Below are 20371 nucleotides of genomic sequence, written 5' to 3'. Positions count from 1 at the left end.
CTTGATTAAGCGCCTTTTTTAGCAGAGCACGATTACTTCGTTACATCTGCGCCGAACCATTTTTCTGACAGCGCCTTCATGGTGCCATCTTTCTGCATCTCGGCAATGGCCGCATCGATTGCTTTCAGCAGGTCATCGTTGCCTTTGCGCACTGCCACGCCAGACTCCTGACGGGAGAAGGCATCGCCGGCGACCGCCAGCGTATCTTTGGTTTTCTTCACCAGATCCAGCGCCGCCAGGCGGTCGACCAGAATGGCGTCAATACGGCCTACGCGCAGATCCTGGTATTTGGTCGGGTCATCATCATAGGTACGAATATCGACGCCCTGCACATTTTTGCGCAGCCACTCTTCGTAGTTGGTGCCAAGACCAACGCCGACTTTCTTACCTTTCAGGTCGGCAGGCGATTTGATGCTGCCTTCATTGCCTTTTTTCACCAGCGCCTGAATACCGGACACGGTGTAGGGCGTTGAGAAGTCATACTTTTTCTTGCGCTCATCGGAGATGGTGACCTGGTTTATCACCACGTCGATGCGCTTTGAGTCCAGTGAGGCCAGCATGCCGTCCCATTTCGTCGGCTTCATCGATGCTTTTACACCCAGATGCTGCGCCAGGGCTTCGGCGAACTCCACTTCAAAACCGGTCAGCTTGCCATCATCACCCTGAAAACTGAACGGCGGATAGGTGCCCTCTAGCCCAACTAATAATGTGCCGCGCTCTTTAACTTTGTTCAGCAGATTTTCTGCGGCAAAGGTTTTGACGCTCATACCGGCCACCAGCGCGACAGCCATAACACCCATCAATGCCTGACGACCCAAAAGTGCTAGTTTCATTCTTCCCCCACTAAGAGATTCGCTATAGCGCGCCGCGTCTGAGTGCTAAGCCCAGCCGCGGCCTGATAACACATTCTTTTTTAATATATATCAGATGTCGCGCCGACAGCGATCTTTTGCGCGCCAGTAAAGCGTTGTTGGGCTTTAAACTGGGCATATTTGCGCAAAGCGATGCGGTAATTGTTGGTGCTGGTCGCAGGTAGCCAGGGTTCGAGGTTCTCATCAAGGAACCCCTCTTCCAGCAGTTGGCGGGAGATATTCAGTTCAGTGAGATGGTTACCAAGGCGGCGAAGACGCACGACATATTCGCGCACCGTACCGTGGCTCATCTCAGTCTGTTCAAAGAGGTATTGTTTAAAGCCGATGATATCGAAGAAGTCGCTCTGCTCTTTGCAGTGCAGATCGCCACAAAAGCGACAGAGTGCCACCCACTCTTTTTGCTCTTGTAGCCACGCGGCTTCATCCAGCAACATGTCCAGTCGCGAAATCGCAATTTTGTTGACGATCTCGCCCCGGCGTACCAGTGTAATACGGTCGAGTAGTTTGTGGCAGTGAGCACAATGCGTTTGGCTGTGTTTAAAGTCTTTCAGGTAGCGGCTTAATGGCCGTCTTTTCGATTGCTGCACCGTCATGATAACTCCTGGTTGTCAATGCGTTGTTCGGCATTTACCAGGGGCGATGCAGTATCACCGACCTATAACTTACCCAGCTTGGTACGTAAGCGCTTAATGGCCTGGCTATGGAGCTGGCTGACACGCGATTCCCCGACTTCCAGTACGGCGCCAATCTCTTTGAGATTCAGCTCCTCCTGGTAGTACAGCGTCAGGACGAGTTGTTCACGCTCGGGCAGCGACTCAATCGCTTCCATCACCCGGTGGCGTAAATTACTCTCCATTAACTGGAATAACGGGTTTTCCTGTTGATGATCTTCCGTCACCAGCTCGATACTGTCGCCGTGCTCTTCTCGCCATTCGTCATAGGAGAAAAGCTGACTATTGTTCGTATCGAGCAACATCTGACGGTACTCCTCAACGGGAATACCAAGACGCTGCGCCACTTCTGTTTCCGACGCGTTACGTCCCAGCTCTTGCTCTAGTTGCCCCATTGCCTGCGCCACTTCGCGGGCATTACGTCGGACACTGCGTGGCACCCAATCGCGGCTGCGCAACTCGTCCAACATCGCCCCACGAATACGCTGTACTGCGTAAGTGGTAAATGCCGTTCCTTGCAGAGCGTCATAACGATCTACTGCATTCAATAGACCAATGCCGCCCGCCTGTAGCAGGTCGTCCAGTTCCACACTTGCTGGCAAACGCACCTGCAGGCGCAATGCTTCATGACGCACTAGAGGAACATAACGTTGCCACAGCGAGTGTTTATCCATTACACCATCAGCGGTATAGAGTGAATTCACGATAAACGGCCCTGCGTTAATTGAGTTATCGGCGTAATTATCCGTTTCTATAGTTGTTTTAATCGGATGAATAGTGGGTGAAATGGCAGGTTATTTACACCAATAGAGAAAATTCGCGCTTTAAAACCTACAACCTTTCAAGAAAATTCCAATCAATCAAGGGGATAATAGACACAATTTAGCGGATAAAAAAATTTTCGCTTATGGCAAAAACCATTTAGTGCGGCGCCAGTTTTTGTTAGGCAATCAGCCAAAGTCTCTGACTTAAATGAAATTATTCAAAAAATCGCGCTTTTTCACCCAGCCCTATCCGTTGATAAGCGAGGAAAAATGATGGTTATTCCCCCCCTGACTCCCCCCGCCGCTCATTTACATTAAAGCCCTGATCCGGGCTATCCCTTTTTGCGCGCGAGCGAACGCAACAGCGTGACGCGGTTTCGCCAAACTCATCGCCCGGCAATACCGCATCTCGAGGATATGATGAAACTGGCAATCTATGGCGCAGGTGGTCTCGGTAGAGAAGTACTTGAACTGGCGACACACATCAATCATCTGCATCCCCGTTGGGACGGCTTCTGCTTTATTGATGATATGCAGCCTGCGCGCCAGCTTAAAGGCTATGACGTCGTGACGCTGCAAAGTCTGAATCCTGCCGAGTATGAGATTGTCATTGCCGTCGGTGAACCTGCTGCTCGCCGCGTGTTAGCGGATAAAGCACGGGCAGCCGGCTTCCAGCTCCCTGTGCTGGTGCATCCTGCCGCGCATGTCAGTTCTGACGTTACCCTCGAAGAGGGGTGCGTCGTCTGTTGTGGCGTCTTTATTTCATGCGACTGTCGCATTAGCCGCAATGTCCATTTGCAACCTAACGCCAGCCTTGGACACGACTGTTTGATTGGCGACGACGTCGTGATCTCATCCTATGCCAACCTGGCGGGTCACTGCCGGGTCGGCGACGCGACCTTTATTGGCATGAATGCGGTAATCCGTGAAAACACCACTATCGGCCAGCAGGCGATCGTCAGTATGGGTGCCGCCGTGTTTGCTGATATCGCTGACGGCGTTATCGCCATGGGCAACCCGGCAAGAGTCATCCGCGCAAACGACGATAAAAAAGTCTTTCGATGATCCTGGCCGCCGGTATGCCGCGTACAAGACAACTCATTTTTTACACAATTCTGGAGAAACACGATGTCTAACTTAGCTACCTATAACCGCATTTTTACGGAAACTTTTGACGTCAGCGAAGCGATCCTTGCTGACTACAAATATCAGGACACCCCATCCTGGGACTCCGTCGGACACATGACGATGATCGCCTCGCTGGAGGACGCGTTCGATATCATGATGGATACCGACGACATCATTGAGTTCTCTTCCTGGGCAAAAGGTAAAGAGATCCTGAAGAAATACGACGTCGAACTTCAGGACTAAGACCATGTTGCTGAAAGCGAAAACGGCTGTTATCACCGGTTGCCTGCAGGGTATCGGCAAGGCAACGCTGGAAACCTTCGCCCGGGCGGGAGCCGATGTTTTCGCCTGCTGCCAGACCGAATCGGCGGAGTTTACGCACTATTGCGCGCAGCTTAGCGCGCAGCATCAGGTGGAGATTATCCCGGTCTATTTTGATCTCACCGACAACGATGCGGTCAAACAGGCCGCGATGGCGATTCAGAAAGCGAAAAAGCCGGTCGACATTCTGGTGAACATTGCTGGCGCAAACTTTGATGCCAACTTTCAAATGGTGACGCTGGAGCAGTTGCAGAAAACCTTCACCATCAACTTCTTCTCGCAGATCGCTTTCACACAATATATTGCCCGCCTGATGCTGCGCCAGAAGCGAGGCAGCATTATCAATATCTCCAGTATCTCAGCGCTGGATGGCAACCCGGGCCAGCTTGCCTACGCCAGCGTTAAAGCCGCGTGGATAGCCGCGACCAAAACCCTCTCTGCGGAACTTGGCCCGCAGGGCGTGCGGGTCAATGCCGTCGCACCAGGCGTAATAGCTACCGCCATGACCGCCGCGCTCTCTGAAGAGGTAATGGCACGCCAGATGGCGCGTTGCGAATTAAAACGTCCGGGGCTACCTGAAGAGGTTGCTAACACCCTGCTATGGCTCGCCTCCGACGCCTCCAGTTACACCACCGGCCAGATTATCCGCGTTGATGGCGGAATGGGTTGAGGAGTCACCTATGTTGATGCAAGGAAAAACAGTTCTTATTACCGGCTGCCGTCGTGGCATGGGCCGTGCGATGGTCGAGGTTTTTGCCGCCAATGGCGCGAACATCTATGCTCATGCGCGCGAAGCCGATGTGCTCTTTTGTGACGAGATGGCGCAGATTGCCAGCCGCCATGATGTGCAAATCTGGCCGCTGGGCTTCGATATGACTGACTATGATGCGATGAAGCAGGCGGTAAAACGCATTATGGCGGATAAACGCCCGCTGGATGCCGTGGTCAATAACGCGGGTATTACGCTCAACAGCCTCTTCCAGATGACCAGCGAAGCGCAATTGCGCAGCCAGTTTGAAGTCAACTTCTTCTCGGTCTACCTGTTTACGCAATACGTTGCCAAACTGATGACCCGCCACCAGCGCGGCAGCATTATCAATATTGCCTCGACCGCCGGAGAAGACGGCAACCCGGGTAAATCTGCCTACGGTGCCTCAAAAGCGGCACTGATCGCTATGACCAAATCTATCGCCGCTGAATTGGGTGAAAAAGGGATCCGCGCAAACTGCATCGCGCCGGGGATCACTGATACAGAGATGTTATTGACCATGCCTGCGCAGGTGGTCGAGGAGGCGAAAAATAGCGCCGACTTACGCCGTGCCGGCCAACCGGCAGAAATTGCCGAAGCGGCGCTGTTTTTAGCCAGCGATCTCTCAAGCTATATCACGGGCCAGACGATCCGTGTGGATGGTGGTCTCAAATGACGCAAAAAATTCAGGATGCGGCGCGACGCATACGTCGCCGTATCGTTAATGTGGCGCACCACGCGCCGAGCGATGGCGTGCATGTCTCCCCTGCTCTGTCGATGACCGACATCCTGAGTACGCTGTATGGCAGCGTGATGCGTTACGATGCGCAGCAAATTACCAACAAGCAACGGGATGTTTTCATCCTCAGTAAAGGCCACGCGGCGCTGGGGCTGTACGCCACACTGTGCGAATTCGGCATCATTACCGAGGCGCAGCTCAATGAGTTTGAAATCAACGGTTCGGTGCTGCAGGTTCACCCGACCAAACACCCGGAATATGGCATCGACTTCTCCGGCGGCAGCCTGGCTCAGGGGCTCTCTTTCGCGACCGGGCTGGCGCTCGGACGCCGCCTGAACGGCGAAGCATGGCACACCTATGTGCTGGTCGGCGACGGCGAATGCAACGAGGGGGCTATCTGGGAAGGGGCGTTTATGGCGGCGCACCATAAGATCGATAATTTGACCCTGATCGTTGACCGTAACGGTCTGCAATCCGATGGTTTTACCGCCGAGGTGATGCAGATGGATCTCGAGGCGCTGTGGCGCGCCTGCCACTGGGAAACCATTGTCTGTGATGGTCACGATATTGACACACTGCAGGCGGCCTTCGCCGCACCGCACAACGGCAAACCGAAGGTGATTATCGCCAACACGGTCAAAGGCAAAGGGGTGTCGTTTATGGAAAACAGTAAAGAGTTTCACCGTAACCGCGTCTCGGCACAGCAGCTCTCTGATGCGCTTACCGGGCTGCACGGAGGCGAAGATGATTGAGTTTAAACCCGCCACTATCCGCTCGTGGTCGATGCTCGGCTCACGCGGCACGTTCGGTATGACCCTGCTTGAGCTGGCGCACGAGGATCCGCGTATCGTTGCGCTCTCCGGCGATCTCTGTAAATCCTCCGGCCTCGATCGTTTTAGCACGACTTATGCCGATCGCTTCTTTAATACCGGCATCGCTGAACAGAACATGGTGGGTGTCGCCGCAGGTCTGGCCTCCAGCGGCTTTGTGCCGTTCGCCACCTCGTTTCCTAACTTTCTGACGCTGCGCGCGGCAGAGCAGGTACGCCTTAACCTCGGTTATATGCAGGAGAACGTTAAGCTGGTCGGGCTGGCGTCAGGTCTGGCGACAGGCATGTTTGGTGCCACGCACCACGGTATCGAAGAGCTGGCAATGCTGCGCTCGGTCTCTAACATCGCCATTTTCTCCCCGGCAGATTGCACCGCAACGGTCAAAATGACCCAGGCGGCGCTGGCCTACGATGGACCGGTCTATCTCCGCCTTACCGGCGGTATGCGCGCGCCCATCGTCTATAAAGAAGATTTTGAACTCATTCCGGGCAAAGCGATAACCCTGCGCGAAGGCGACGACATTGCGCTTATCGCCACCGGCAGCATGGTGCATGTTGCCCTCACCTGCGCTGCACAATTGGCTGAACGCGGCATTGCCGCCACGGTAATTGATATGCATACCATCAAGCCGCTGGATGAATCCGCCATCAGCGCGCAACTGGGGAAAAAATTGCTGGTAACGCTGGAAGAGCACAGCGTGATCGGCGGTCTTGGCAGCGCCGTGGCGGAGTGTATTGCCAATCAGGCGCAGCGGCCGCGACAGATGATTGTCGGCATCCCGCAGGGCTATCCGCACGCTGGCGACTACGGCTGGATGCTGGAGCAGAGCGGCCTGACCGCCGGGCAGGTGTGCGCGCGGATTGTGGACGCGCTGCAATGACCCCCTTCTGGCAGACGCAACAACACGATGCTGCGCGGCTGGCGCTGATCGACGATCGCGGGCAGCAGCTCAGCTATGGCGAGCTGACTGCCAGAGTTAATGCGCTGGCCGGTAAGCTTCCCGCGCGCGCGCTGGTTTTTCTCTTTTGCCAGAACCAGGCCGATGCGGTAATCGGCTATCTCGCCTGCGTGCAAGCAGATGCGGTGGCCCTGCTGCTCGACAGCGCCCTTGATGAGTCACTGATGCAACAGTTGATTGATACTTACCGCCCGGCCCTGCTCTGGCAACCGCAGGAGAAAGGCTATCAGCTGACGGCCACCGGGCTAACGCCCTGGCCGCTGCATGACGATCTGGCGCTGCTGATGTCGACCTCCGGCTCAACCGGCAGCCCGAAGCTGGTGCGCCTGAGTAAACGTAATCTGCAGAGTAACGCCGCCAGCATCGCGCACTATTTAGAGATTGATGCCGATGAGCGCGGGCTGGTAAGCCTGCCGATCAACTATGTCTACGGCTTATCGATCATCAACAGCCATTTACACGCTGGCGCTACTCTCCTCCTGACGGGGCACAGCGTGATGCAGCGCGAACTGTGGAACTTTGTCCGCGAGACGCGCGCCAGCTCCTTCGCCGGGGTGCCCTATACCTGGGAGATGCTGCGTAAGCTGCGTTTTATGCGCATGGATCTGCCGGATCTGCGCACGCTGACCCAGGCCGGGGGAAAACTTTCGCCGGCGTTGCAGCAGGAGTACACCGAGTTTGCCCGCCAGAGCGGGAAGCGTTTTATCGTTATGTATGGTGCCGCAGAAGCGACCTCGCGTATGGCCTGGCTACCGCCGGAAGAGGCCGAAGCGCGTTACGGCTTTATCGGTAAACCAATTCCGGGCGGCGAGTTTCTGTTGCTGGATGAGACAAACCAACCCATCACCACGCCGGATACGCAGGGTGAACTGATTTATCGCGGCGATAACGTGGCGCTGGGCTACGCCGAGCGTGGCGAAGATTTAGCGCTCGGCGACCAGTTTGCCGGCACGTTGCACACCGGGGATATCGCCACCGTCGATGAAGCAGGCTTCTACCGCATTGTTGGGCGCAAAAAGCGTTTTTTGAAAATATTCGGTAACCGCGTGGGGCTGGATGAGATGGAAGCGCTATTAAAAACCGCCTTCCCGGAAGTCAGCCTCGCCTGCGACGGGCGCGACGATCTGCTCTGTATCTTTCTCACCGATGCCTCACATGCCGCCGCGGTGAAACAGTATGCCGCCCAGTTAAGCCATCTTCATGCCAGCGCGTTTCACACCATTATTCTTGCTGACATTCCCAAAAACCCGGCGGGTAAGACGCTCTATCACAGGCTGAAAGAACATGTCCCTCACCCTTGATGAGATGCTGGCCATCGCACCCTACTCGCTGGCGCGCGAGGAAAAACGCGCGTTACAGCTGGCGCGGCTGAAAACGCTGACCGCCCATCACTATGCACACTGCGCGCCCTATCGCCAGATGCTGGATGCGCAGGGTATTGCGCCGCAGGCGATTAACGCGCCTGAAGAGATCCCTTTCCTGCCGGTATCGCTGTTCAAAACGTTAACGCTCAAAAGCGTGGCGGATGAAGAGGTGGTGAAAACCATGACCTCTTCCGGCACCACCGGCCAGCAGGTGTCGCGCATTTTCCTCGATAAAACCACTGCGGCAATGCAGCAAAAAACGCTGGTAAAGATCGTCAGCCACTTTACCGGTGCCGGGCGGATGCCGATGCTGATTATCGACTCGCCCGATGTGCTTAAAGATCGCCTGCACTTCTCGGCGCGCGGCGCGGGAATTCTCGGTTTCTCCCTTTTCGGGGCGGATCGCGCATGGGCGCTGGATGAGGAGATGAACCTGAATGTTGCGGCGATCGAGGCGTTCCTGGAAAAACATCGCGGCAAGCGCATCCTGATGTTTGGCTTCACTTTTATGGTCTGGCAGCACTTTTATAAAGCGCTGGCGGCCAGCGGAAAGAGGCTGGCGCTGGATAATGCGCTACTGATTCATGGCGGCGGATGGAAAAAGCTGCAAAACGAAGCGGTCTCACCGGCTGAGTTCGCCCGTCGTTTACAGGCGGTCTGCGGGCTGCCCGCGGTGCATGATTACTACGGCATGGTGGAGCAGACCGGCTCTATTTCGATGCAGTGCGAAGAGGGCCATCTGCACAGCTCCATTTTCTCGGATGTGATCATCCGTAACGCAGCCGATTTCTCCTGCGCGCCAGTCGGCGAGCGCGGGATTGTTCAGGTGCTCTCCCTGCTGCCGGAGTCCTATCCGGGTCACTCCCTGCTGACAGAAGATGAGGGCGTGTTGCTGGGTGAAGATGACTGCCCCTGCGGGCGCAAAGGGAAGTACTTCCATCTCTTTGGCCGGCTGAAGAAAGCGGAATTACGAGGGTGTAGCGACACGTATGCAGCCACATTTTGACGGTATAACCTTTGCCATTGGCGATGAAGCACAGCTGCGGGCGATGCCTGCGCTGGCTCCGTTTGCTCCTTTTGCCGCGCCGGTGCTGGAGTTTCTGCACACCTTTTCGCGCCTGGCGCTGCAAGACAGCGAAGCGAAGGCGTGGCCAGACGTGGTGAGCCTCGGTTTCTGGTGCCGGCCAGCATCGCTGGCACAGATGCGCGCCAGTAGCGGCAATCTCGCGCAGCGCTTTGGTCGCGGCGTGGCGTTTCATATCGCACCGGGAAATGTCGCGGCGAATTTCGCCTATTCGCTGTTTAGCGGGCTACTAACCGGCAATGCCAATATCGTGCGTTTACCGGGGCGCGATCACCCTCAGGTGACGATTATCATCCGCCTGTTATCCGCCGCGCTGGCAGAACACCCATCGCTTGCGCCCTGGATCTGTCTGCTGCGCTACGGGCGGCAACAAGCCATCAATGATGCGCTCTCGGCGCTGTGCGATACGCGGATAATCTGGGGTGGAGATGAAACCATCGCCCAGATCCGTCGCTCGCCGCTGCCGGTGCGCGCACTCGATATTGCCTTTGCCGATCGCTACTCGCTGGCGGCGATCGACGCCGGACGCTACCTGGCGCATGAGAACAAAGCCACGCTGGCGCAGGCGTTCTTTAACGATACCCTGCTCAACGATCAGAATGCCTGCTCCTCCCCTGCGCTGGTGGTGTGGCTGGGGCAAGATGCAGCGCAGGCCCGCACGCTCTTCTGGCAACACTTTCACCACTACGCCGCAGCGCGTTACACACTGGAACCAGTGGCAGCCGTCGATAAGCTGAGCCGTCTGTATCAGCTGGCGGCGAACTATCCCGGCGTAAAAAAAGCCTCTGATGCCAACAACCTGCTGATGCGCGTTGAGCTACCTTCCCTTGCGCCTCAGATGATGGCATTGCGCGGCAACTGCGGTTTCTTTATGGAGTATGAAGCAGCTGAACTCGATGAAATCACCCCAATGTGCGGCGAACGCTGCCAGACACTGGCGCTGTTTGGTGTCGAGTCGGAAAAGGTCAATCAGTGGCTTAGCGCGCGGCGTCCAAAAGGGGTTGATCGTATTGTCCCCTTTGGTCATACCCTCGATTTCACGCTGAACTGGGATGGATACGATCTGGTGGCGATGCTGACCCGGCACGTGGCTTACGCATAAAAAAGCACTGGTTCGCCAGTGCTTTTTTTTCTCACGCTACGTGGGGGACCGTGCGCTTTTTCAGCCCATGTCGACGAATTACCTCAATAACCCGTAGTTGATCCGCTTCGCTTAAGTCCGGGTAGATGGGCAAGCAGAGTATCTTCTCCGCGATGGCATTGGCAGCCGGTAAATGTTGCGGCGCGGCGGAGGGCAGATGGCGATACATTGAAAATGAGCTAATCAGCGGATAGAAGTAGCGTCGAGAGTATATCCCCTCCTCTTTCAGCGCATCATAAAGCCCGTCGCGCGTAAGCGGGTAGTCGCTCTCCACCAGCACAGGGTAGTAGGCGTGGTTCCAGTCGAAACGTCCAGCCGCATCGAACCAGCGAATGCCAGCCACGCCCTGTAAGCCTTCGCAATAGCGTTGATAAATGCTCGCCCGCGAGGCCAGCGCGCCATCAATATGATTGAGCTGAAGCAGGCCAAACGCCGCTTCCATCTCATTCATCTTGGCGTTGATGCCCGGCGCAACCACGCGGGTTTCCCCGGCAAAACCAAAGTTTTTCAGATAGTCGATGCGCTGTTTGGTGCGCTCATCATGGCAAATAATTGCGCCGCCTTCGAAGGTGTTGAAAACCTTGGTCGCATGGAAACTCAGCACCGACAAATCGCCGTGGTTCAGAATGCTGGTACCCGCCTGGCGGACGCCAAAGGCGTGCGCCGCGTCGTAAATCACTTTCAAGCCATAGATATCGGCAATCTGTTGGATCTTGTCGGTATCGCAGGGAATGCCGTAACAGTGTACCGGCATGATGGCGGTGGTTTGTGGCGTGATCAGCTCTTCGATACGTTCAGGGGAGATATTAAATGTCTGCGGATCGATGTCGGCAAACACCGGCGTCAAATTGTTCCACAGCAGCGTGTGCGACGTCGCCACAAATGAGTAAGGAGTGGTGATCACCTCGCCGGTGATGCGCAATGCCTGTAACGCGGTCAGTAGCGCGAGGGTGCCGTTAGAAAAAAGGCACACATGCTTTACACCAAGGTAGTCGGCTAATGCCTCTTCAAGCTGACGATGAAACGGCCCGCCGTTCGTCAAAATGCGGTTTTGCCAGATCTTCTCCATGTAAGGAATAAATTCTTCCAGAGAGGGTAACAAAGGACTGGTGACGAAAATGTTATCGCCCATGGAGAAGCCTGCCTGATTAAGAGAAGTTTTGCTGATAGTACCCAGCCTGCGGCTATTCGATCGGCAAAACAGCATTCATTTATGGTGCTAATTATGCAAACGAGTGCAATGTCGCTCACTATCAGAGGAATAAGGGGATAAAAGATCCGATATTTAACGGCTGGATTTGCCAGCGGTGTGACAAAGTCGGGGTATTAAAACGATGACCCTGCCTTCGCGCGCGCGGGTAGCTCAGCATGGATAAAAAATGAACGAACACGCTCTGGTAAGTATTACCATCCCCGCTTACAACCCTGAGTTCTTTGAGACAGCGCTTCTGAGCGCCCTGCATCAAAGCTGGCCCAACTGTGAAATCATTATCTGTGACGATAGCCGCGATGACACCATCCGCACCCTGACCGAGCGTTACGCGGGTCACTCCACCGTGCCGATCCGCTACTTCAAAAACGAACCAGCACTGCGCGAGGTTAATAACGTGCGCCGCTGTATTCGGGAAGCGCAGGGTAAATACATCAAGTTCCTTTATGACGACGACATCATTTATAAAGAGTGCGTGACGCGTCTGGTTGACGCCATTGAATCCTCACCCGCCAATCGTCTCGCCTCGTCCCGTCGCACGCGTATTGATGAAGAGGGCAAGCCGCTGGTGGATATTAATGCCACGGCCTTTCCGTTTGGCTGCGATGTAGCGATCGATGGTGCCGATCTGGTCGCCTTTTTTGCCGACTACCAGGTCAACTTTATCGGCGAGCCCAGCGCGGTGCTCTGCTATCGCGAAGACGCGCTCGCCTTCGGCGAGGAGCTATTCAACCTGGGCGGTGAACCGATGCCCTTCCTCGTGGATGTCGCGCTCTACGTGAAATTGCTGCGCCTCGGCAACCTGGCATTTATCGCCGAGCCTCTCGCCGCATTTCGCGTTTCAGAAAATCAGAGCAGTAAGCGAGCCAACGATGAGAAGTATCGCGAGATGATAAATCGTACCTATACCCGTTTCCCGCAAATCATTCGGGAACAGGGCTGGTACAAAGGCACCAAAGAGGAGAACTGCATCGTCAAGGTGGCACCGCTCAATGCCCCTGAGCAGGTACAGCAGGAGAACCTGATTCACGGCATGCTGCACGCAACGCACCTCTCAAGCCGCCATTATCAGAGCTATCAAATTCAGCAGTGGCTGCAACAGCGCACGCTTCCTGCCCAACACCGGGTCTATGTCGACGCGTATGCAACGGCGCGCAACATCGCGCAAACCTTAACGGTCTTTATTCTGCATGCAGACCGCGATCCGGCAGCCACGCAGCGAACATTTGACAGTATCAACGGCTATACCGGCTACGGACTAACGCTTGAAGCGGTTACGGTAGGCGAAACCGCGCTGCATTGCGCACCTGATACGATCGCTATTGTGGCGGCACAGGCGCAAACGGTGCAGTACATCAACGCTTTTCTCAGCGATCGTGCAACAGACTGGGTGCTGTTCCTCGAGGCAGGCGAAACGCTGCTCTCCAGCGGTATGCTGATGTTCGATCTGGCACTGGGTGACGCGGAACAGTGTGATGCGCTCTACGGTGACGAACTCTATCAGCAGGAAGGCGATATCCACTCCACGGCGTTTCGCCCGGACTTTAACCTCGATTTATTGCTGAGTTACCCGGCGGAAATGGCTCGCCACTGGCTGTTTCGCACCCGTACACTGCGTGAGCTGGGCGGTTTCAACCCGCACTATGCGCAGGCGTGGCAATTTGAGTACATCGTGCGCCTGATTGAGCAGAAAGGGATGGGTTTTGCCGGACACCTTCCGGAGCCATTTCTTCTCGGCCACCTGCCTGAGATCCTGACCCGAGCGGAAGAGGCAAACATTTTAACCCATCACCTGCGCCAGCGCGGCTACCCCCAGGGCGAGGTGGCGGTGACCGGCGAGGGTCTGTATGCCCTGCGCTACCATCACCAGGAACAGCCGCTGGTGTCGATCATCATCCCGACCAAAGATCAGCTGCGCATCCTCAGTGCCTGCGTCACCACTCTGCTGGAAAAAACGCGCTACCGTAATTACGAACTGCTGATTGTCGATAACAACAGCGAAACGGTAGAGGCGCTACAGTGGCTGGAGGGCATTTCGTCCATTGATCCTGAACGCATTCGCGTCCTGCGTTATCCGCACCCCTTTAACTACTCTGCCATCAATAATATGGCGGCACGGGAAGCGCGCGGCGACTACCTGGTACTGCTGAATAACGATACCGCAATCATTAACCCCGACTGGCTGGATAATCTTCTTAACCACGGTCTGCGACCGGAAGTGGGTATCACGGGCGCAAAACTGCTCTACCCTGACGGAAAAATCCAGCACGCGGGTGTCGTACTCGGGCTGCGCGGTCCGGCCGATCACCCCTATATCGGCAGTGAAAACGATCGCAGCGGCTATATGAACCGTTTGCGTGTCGACCAGAACTACAATGTGGTAACCGCCGCCTGTTTGCTGATCCGCAAAGCGGTGTATGAGCAGGTTGGCGGATTAGACGAGACGCAATTCACCGTCTCCTATAACGATGTCGATCTCTGCTTAAAAGTGCGCGAGGCGGGATATTTAACGGTCTGGACACCGCACGCGCTGGTGATGCATGAAGGCAGCGTCAGCCAGACTCATGTCGACAAGACGGTGCAGGAGAAAAAGCGCCAGCGCTTTATGGCTGAACAGGATGCCATGTACCGCAAGTGGCTACCGATTATCGCAAACGATCCTGCCTATAACCCTAACCTCTCCCAGGATGGCGCAGGTTTCCAGTTTGAGGTAGATCGCTATAACAGCTGGCAGCCGCTGCACTGGAAACCGATCCCGCGCCTGGTCTCCTTCCCGCTACGCAGCTTACCCGAGAGTCAGCAGCGTCTCGATACACCGCTCTCGCTGATGCATGAAGTGGGGCTGGTCGAAGGTCAGATCAACTATCACGCCAGTACTTACGCCGACCTGGCGCGTTTTGCGCCGGATACGTTAATTGTTCATCGCCAGGTCAGTGACGGCACGCAAGAGTGGTTACGACGGCTGCCGCAGGGAGAGAGCCTGTTCAAAGTGTTCGACCTTGACGGCTGGTTGCCCGCTATGCCGGTCAATGCGGCCGAGCGCAGCGAATCTCCACAGGCGCTGGCAGCCGCTCTGCGCGCTACGTTAAGCCATATCGACAGGCTGGTGGTGGCCAGCGAAGCGCTGGCGGAGCAGTGCGCAGGTCTGCATAGCGATATCCGCGTTATGCCCGCTCGCCTCGATCCTCGTCAGTGGTCAGCGCTCAATACGCTGCGCGGTACCGGCGATAAAATGCGTGTCGGCTGGATAGGCAGCGCTGCCGATGTCGGCGATCTGGAAATCATTCACAAATTAGTAGGCCAGCTGGCGGATCGCGTTGAGTGGGTTTTCTATGGCTACTGCCCGCCGTCACTGCGTCCGCTGATGACCGAGTATCACGCAGCTGTGCAGCCGACTTATTTTGCGCAGAAGCTGGCCAGCCTCAATCTGGATCTCGCTTTACTGCCGATGGCGGATAATCTGTGGAATCGCACGCTCAGCCCGCGTCGGGTGCTGGAATATGGTGCCTGCGGCGTGCCGGTTATCTGTAGCGATATTGTTGCAACCGGCAACTTTGCTGCCATTACCCGCGTGGGGAATAAGCCCAAACTCTGGCGTGAGGCCATTGAAAATCATCTGCACGACCGCCCGGCTTCAGCGGCACTGGGCGATGCGCTAAAAGCGCAGGTGCTGGCGCAAGGCTTCTGGGATGAAGAAACAGTGCTTCAGCAGGCCCGCATCTGGCTGCCAGACGCATAGTCGCAAAGCAGTTAATAAAAAGGGAGGCCTTCTGGCCTCCCTTTTTTTCATATTGCTACGCTACTTTTCTGCCGGTAACCAGGCGTGGCGCCACTCATCCAGCCCGGCATCGCGAAGATACCACTCTTGATGTACGGCCTCGCGCAGTGCATCTCCCTGACGGTGGCGTAAATCCTCATCATTGATGTAGGCCTGCACGGCGTTCATCCACTCTTTAAAGCGGTTCTCGACCAACGTCACCGGAAGATTGCATCGGTACGGTTCAATATTGGTGGCGATAATCGGCACGCCACAGGTGCCAATCTCCAGCAGGCGCAGATTACTTTTACACTCGTTGAACTGGTTGATTTCCAGCGGCACCAGCGCGAGATCGAGATTGAGGCTCGCCAGCTTTTCCGGGTAGAGTTCGAAAGGTACGCCGGGATGAAACTCGCACTGCACATTGCGCGGCTTCATGCCCATAAAGACCCACTCAACCTGCCCTTCCAGCGCCTTGATAAGCGGCAGCAGGATCTCCAGATCGCCGCTATGCGAACTGCCGCCCGCCCAGCCAACGCGCACCTTTTTCCCTACGCCGCGCGCGCTGCGCAGGTCTCCCCACTGATGCGGCGCCAGTCGGTTTTGCGCAATTCGAATATCGGAATGAAAACGGCTATAGGCCTCCGCCAGCGGTGCGGTTGAAACCACCAGCCAGTCGGCGCTGTCGAGCACTTTTCTGAAGCTTTTGATCATATGCTGTGGGAAGTGCTGCCGGTTACCATTCTTCAGCGGTACGTTTAACAGGTAATCGTCATATTCGAGCACAATTTTCGCTGCGCTCACTTCCCGCAGCTGTCTGAAGATATCCGGGAAGCGGCTACCGGTGATCAGTTCCAGCAGAATAACGTCCGGCTGTAATTGCGCAGCCTCCATCACGCCGGGGATGGTATTAGTAAGCCCCCCCTCCAGCATCAAGTGACGCTCCATTGCTTTGAATGGCTGCATCACACGGTGATGACCACCGCCAACCCAGTTAATATGATGCGCCATCACTACCGGCAGCGGACGTCCCGGCAGCGGCTGGTGGAGCCTAGCCACGCTGTCGCTCAGGGTGAACGCTTTACCCATTTTCTGCATTAACGGATGGTAAGAGGGTTCTGCCAGCAGCCCCTGCTGCCACTCAGCCCGAAGCGTCGCATAGTCGTGCAGTAAAGGACGCTCCTGTACGCCGATTTTACTGCCGAGCAGACGCGTGGCGCCGCCCATATGTTTGACGCGGGCGTAAGGGGTCCAGACGTTGAGATAACCCAGCTTTTGCGCCCGCAACCCAAGGTCAACATCGCCGAAATAGAGCGGATATTTCTCCTCAGTGAAGCCATTAAGGGCGTAGAAAACCTCTTTGCGCACCATCATGCAGGCGCCGCTCACCGCCGCCAGATTGCGCGGCGTTTTCAGGAAGTGACTAAACCCGCTGGCCTGGTTGTCACTCCCCTCAAAAGCAACCTCGACGCCGTGTTGCAGGCCGAGCAGATACCCGCCGTGCTGAATAGTGCCATCCTGATATTCGAGCTTCGCACCTACCAGTGCCACTTCCGGGCGCAGTGCCTGCTCCAGCAAGGTATCAAGCCAGTCGCCATCAATGATTTCACAATCATTATTCAGGAAAACCAGCACATCTCCGCGCGCCTGCTGAGCCGCAGCGTTATTGATCCCCGCATAGTTAAATGGGGCGTCATAACGCAGGATGCGCACCTGATCGATGCCCAGGCCGGCAAGATCGTTGAGAAAACGGCAGGCATCCTCCTCGACAGACTGATTGTCGACGATCAGCACTTCATAGTGCGGGTAACGCGTCTTCTCCATCAGGCTTTCGATGCAGCGTTTGAGCAGGGCAAAGCGATCGCGGGTCGGAATGATAATAGAGACCAGCGGCGTGGCACCCCAGTGGTAGCGAAGGCGTTTCATCGCCGGGGCGTTGCCCTCCTCCAGCGAGGCGTTGATACCGAGGCGCTGCAGATGCGCAAGCAGCACCTCGCCGCACTCCTCTATCACCGCCGGGCTCGCATACCAGTGCGACGCTTTATGCGGGTTCTCTACCAGAACTTCCGCCACGCGCGCCAGCGATTGTGGCCCCTGTGCTTCAACAAAGCGCCATAGCAGATCGATCATCGCAGCGTGCGGATAGCATGGATTCAGGCCACCCAACTGTTGCGCCGCTTCACGTGAGAAGAGCAGCACGCGTCCGATATAGGGAAAACCGCGTAGCACATCAATGTTCACTTCCGGACGCAGCGTCAGCTCTGGATCGTTCCCCTCACCCTGCGTCATCTCATCGCAGTAGAAGAGCAAGGCCTCTGGCTGATGGAGCGCTTGCCCGACGAAACGCAACAGCGCGTCATCCCGTAAGGTATAGCCTGCAGGGACGATCAACATCGAACCGGCTTCGCGGGTAGTGAGCAGCGTATTCACTGCTGCAGGCCAAGCGCCCTCCTCTGCAATCACGTCAATAGTGACGGGTGCCAGCGACTGGCACTCGACCGACGCTTTAGTTTTCTCAGCCAGCGGGCCTTCGCCAACAATAATGACGCCAAGAGTGGATTTGTGCGGATATGCCGCGGCAAAGGAGAGCAGCGCCTCGCGACGGGCGTCGCTGAGCTTGCGGTCTTCAAACCAGCGCGTCAGTGAGTAATCGCTGGTCTGCTGCTGGGCCAGCACCGCTTTGCTGTGAAAATGCAGGGTGTAGCGCTCTTTATCATCAATCAGCAGCGATTTTTCAGGTAAATCTTGCGCCAGCAGGGCTTCAAGCTGTGCATCCAGTGCCCATTTCGACGCGAAGTGCGCCCGTTGCGCCTGAGTCCACGCCTGCGCTCCGGCATAGCCGCTTTGCAGTAACTCTACCCACTCATCGGCATCCGGGCAGTTGCGCAGGGTAAGTGCGCTAAAGTGCTCCGCCTCATGTTGGGCGATGTTATTTTCACCCAGGTAGCCTTCCACGTAGCCTTCATTAATCAGGAACAGGGGAATACCCAGAGAAAGCGCTTTTGCCACGCTATCTTCGTTGCCAATGACAACATCGTACTGCTCAAGCCAGCCGGGTTCGAGACGCTCACTCTGCAGGCTGAGATCGAGCCACTCAATTTTGATGCCCACATCGCGCGCGCGCGCCTGGATTTCATACATTTCTGTCGACATCGATGGCGCCATGTAAAGCGCGCGCGTGAGGCTTTGCGGTTGGCGCGTTCGCACATACTGTGCAAAGCGACGCGGTACGCTCCACGGCATCGTTTTAAGCTGCGCAGGATCAATACCCGTTTGCAACAAAATGGCAGAGCTGCGTGGGGAGAGATCGAGCGTCAGCGCGGCGAGACGGTTTTCCAGCGCGACGCCCCAGGGGATGTACATGTCATTGTAATCGCAGTAGTGACGGAAGAGCATCGCGCCGCGCAGATCGCCGGCGCTAAGGGCATCGAGTAACTTGTCACTGAAAAAGCCGCGGTAGATCCAGATGAGCGTGTAATGGCGGGCAAGCTCGCCTTGCTTATCGGTAATGATCGCAAAACGGCCTGTCGCTGTCAGGCGGGCAATTTCCGCGCCCAGCGTTTTACCTGCCGTCGAGCAAATGACCTCGACGCGCCAGCCAGACGCCAACAGCGTGTCAGCAATATCAATAAGTTCAGCCGCAGGCTGCGTAAAAGCGTCGAAACTATCAATACTGATTAATAGGGTTTGCATCCGTCATCCTCAACCTGTTTGACCTGCTACCCGCAACGGTGGGCGCAAGTGTAATTAGAGTTATTGTGCGGGAATGCCTGCGTTTCGAGGGGGGAATAAGGTTGTTGAAAAGGGCTTAAATCTGGCGATTGTCCGGCGTGATAGCCGTGGAGATAAAAAAAAGCGCCGACAGGCGGCGCTTTTTTGTACAACGGTGTCTGCGGATTAACGCAGCAGGGACAGCATGGTCTGCGGAACCTGGTTGGCCTGCGCCAGCACGGAAGAACCAGCCTGCTGCAGGATCTGCGCGCGGGACATGTTCGACACTTCCGTCGCATAGTCGGAGTCCTGAATACGGCTGCGTGCCGCTGACAGGTTGCTCACGGTGTTGTTCAGGTTAGTGATGGTGGACTCGAAACGGTTCTGGGAGGCACCCAGCATGCTGCGCTGATCGTCAACTGCTTTGATGGCCGCATCGATATCTGCCAGCGGAGCACCGTTGGTACCGCCAGTGGAGTCAACGGTACCTTTCAGTACGTCGAAGCCTTCAGCAGAAGTAGAACGCGCGTTACCGTTGATGGTCTGGGTGGTGGTTACCGCAGTTGCACCAGTGGCGTTATAGAGGTTGTAGGAGTCAGACTTGCTCAGGCTGATGGAGATAGTTTCGTTATCTTTAGAACCAACCTGGAAGTTATAGCTGCTTGAACCGGTACCGGTGTTCAGCACTTTAATGCCGTTGAAGTCGGTCTGGGTGGTCACGCGGTTGATCTCTTCCATACGCTGGTTAACTTCAGCCTGGATGGAGTCGATATCGGACGCGGAGTTGGAGCTGTTCTGTGCCTGAACGGTCAGGTCACGGATACGCTGCAGGTTGTTGTTCACTTCGCTCAGCGCGCCTTCAGCAGTCTGCGCCAGGGAGATACCGTCGTTGGCGTTACGGGCAGCAACGGTAAGACCATTGATGTTAGAGGTGAAACGGTTGGCGATCGCCTGACCAGCAGCATCATCTTTTGCACTGTTGATACGCAGACCGGAAGAGAGACGCTCAATCGAGGTGCCCAGAGAAGACTGTGATTTAGTCAGGTTGTTCTGGGTCATCAGCGACAGGGTGT

16 protein-coding genes are annotated in these 20371 nt (G+C 56.0%); 10 read left to right on the top strand and 6 right to left on the bottom strand.

All coding sequences use genetic code 11. The features are described from left to right. Positions 1–32 precede the first annotated feature (32 nt). The 3 genes from tcyJ to SOM48_RS18515 form a co-directional block, all read right to left on the bottom strand. Positions 33–833, bottom strand: coding sequence for a cystine ABC transporter substrate-binding protein (gene tcyJ, locus SOM48_RS18525; RefSeq protein ID WP_320512743.1), 801 nt, complete (start codon positions 831–833; stop codon positions 33–35). An 80-nt stretch (positions 834–913) separates the two neighbouring features. Beyond that, positions 914–1465, bottom strand: coding sequence for a flagella biosynthesis regulatory protein FliZ (fliZ, locus tag SOM48_RS18520; protein WP_042717714.1), 552 nt, complete (start codon positions 1463–1465; stop codon positions 914–916). A gap of 62 nt (positions 1466–1527) precedes the next feature. Then, on the bottom strand, positions 1528–2247 hold the full coding sequence (locus SOM48_RS18515) for an RNA polymerase sigma factor FliA (protein ID WP_023480141.1): 720 nt from the start codon (positions 2245–2247) through the stop codon (positions 1528–1530). Between the two features lie 477 nt (positions 2248–2724). Here SOM48_RS18515 and SOM48_RS18510 point away from each other — a divergent pair, with 477 nt between their 5' ends. From SOM48_RS18510 to SOM48_RS18470, 9 genes are all read left to right on the top strand, one after another. Next, positions 2725–3372, top strand: coding sequence for an acetyltransferase (locus tag SOM48_RS18510; RefSeq protein ID WP_232374395.1), 648 nt, complete (start codon positions 2725–2727; stop codon positions 3370–3372). Between the two features lie 63 nt (positions 3373–3435). Then, positions 3436–3678, top strand: a complete 243-nt coding sequence (locus tag SOM48_RS18505) for a hypothetical protein (RefSeq protein ID WP_054803245.1) — start codon at positions 3436–3438, stop codon at positions 3676–3678. 4 nt (positions 3679–3682) lie between these two features. After that, positions 3683–4426, top strand: coding sequence for an SDR family NAD(P)-dependent oxidoreductase (locus SOM48_RS18500; RefSeq protein ID WP_054803244.1), 744 nt, complete (start codon positions 3683–3685; stop codon positions 4424–4426). Positions 4427–4436: 10 nt separating this feature from the next. Continuing rightward, entirely contained in the window at positions 4437–5180 is a 744-nt protein-coding gene (locus SOM48_RS18495) for an SDR family NAD(P)-dependent oxidoreductase (protein ID WP_313276623.1), read from the top strand. Beyond that, positions 5177–5995 carry a transketolase gene (locus SOM48_RS18490; protein ID WP_320512742.1) on the top strand — a complete coding sequence of 273 codons (819 nt, stop codon included), beginning with the start codon at positions 5177–5179 and terminating at the stop codon, positions 5993–5995. The genes SOM48_RS18495 and SOM48_RS18490 overlap by 4 nt, the downstream gene beginning before the upstream one ends. Continuing rightward, entirely contained in the window at positions 5988–6953 is a 966-nt protein-coding gene (locus tag SOM48_RS18485; protein ID WP_320512741.1) for a transketolase family protein, read from the top strand. Before SOM48_RS18490 ends, SOM48_RS18485 begins: the two co-directional genes overlap by 8 nt. Continuing rightward, on the top strand, positions 6950–8332 hold the full coding sequence (locus SOM48_RS18480) for an AMP-binding protein (protein WP_320512740.1): 1383 nt from the start codon (positions 6950–6952) through the stop codon (positions 8330–8332). The genes SOM48_RS18485 and SOM48_RS18480 overlap by 4 nt, the downstream gene beginning before the upstream one ends. Further along, complete coding sequence (locus tag SOM48_RS18475; protein ID WP_313276620.1) at positions 8316–9401, top strand: LuxE/PaaK family acyltransferase; 1086 nt, start codon at positions 8316–8318, stop codon at positions 9399–9401. The genes SOM48_RS18480 and SOM48_RS18475 overlap by 17 nt, the downstream gene beginning before the upstream one ends. Beyond that, entirely contained in the window at positions 9385–10581 is a 1197-nt protein-coding gene (locus tag SOM48_RS18470; RefSeq protein ID WP_320512739.1) for an acyl-CoA reductase, read from the top strand. Before SOM48_RS18475 ends, SOM48_RS18470 begins: the two co-directional genes overlap by 17 nt. 31 nt (positions 10582–10612) lie before the next feature. Here SOM48_RS18470 and SOM48_RS18465 read toward each other — a convergent pair whose 3' ends face one another. Then, the gene (locus SOM48_RS18465; protein WP_320512738.1) at positions 10613–11752 is read right to left on the bottom strand and encodes a DegT/DnrJ/EryC1/StrS family aminotransferase; all 1140 of its coding nucleotides are present in this window, start codon (positions 11750–11752) and stop codon (positions 10613–10615) included. Positions 11753–11999: 247 nt separating this feature from the next. Between SOM48_RS18465 and SOM48_RS18460 the strand changes: the two genes are divergently transcribed. Further along, positions 12000–15569, top strand: coding sequence for a glycosyltransferase (locus tag SOM48_RS18460; RefSeq protein WP_320512737.1), 3570 nt, complete (start codon positions 12000–12002; stop codon positions 15567–15569). 60 nt (positions 15570–15629) lie between these two features. Here SOM48_RS18460 and SOM48_RS18455 read toward each other — a convergent pair whose 3' ends face one another. Both SOM48_RS18455 and SOM48_RS18450 read right to left on the bottom strand, forming a co-directional pair. Continuing rightward, complete coding sequence (locus SOM48_RS18455; protein ID WP_320512736.1) at positions 15630–19280, bottom strand: glycosyltransferase; 3651 nt, start codon at positions 19278–19280, stop codon at positions 15630–15632. Positions 19281–19484: 204 nt separating this feature from the next. Beyond that, a partial coding sequence (locus SOM48_RS18450; protein ID WP_320512735.1) for a flagellin N-terminal helical domain-containing protein occupies positions 19485–20371 on the bottom strand: 887 nt, incomplete at its 5' end.

Source organism: Kosakonia sp. CFBP8986 (assembly GCF_034044935.1).
GTDB classification, from domain to species: domain Bacteria; phylum Pseudomonadota; class Gammaproteobacteria; order Enterobacterales; family Enterobacteriaceae; genus Kosakonia; species Kosakonia cowanii.
Note: the sequence above shows the minus strand (reverse complement) of the source record. Positions and strands in the feature narration are given on the sequence as shown.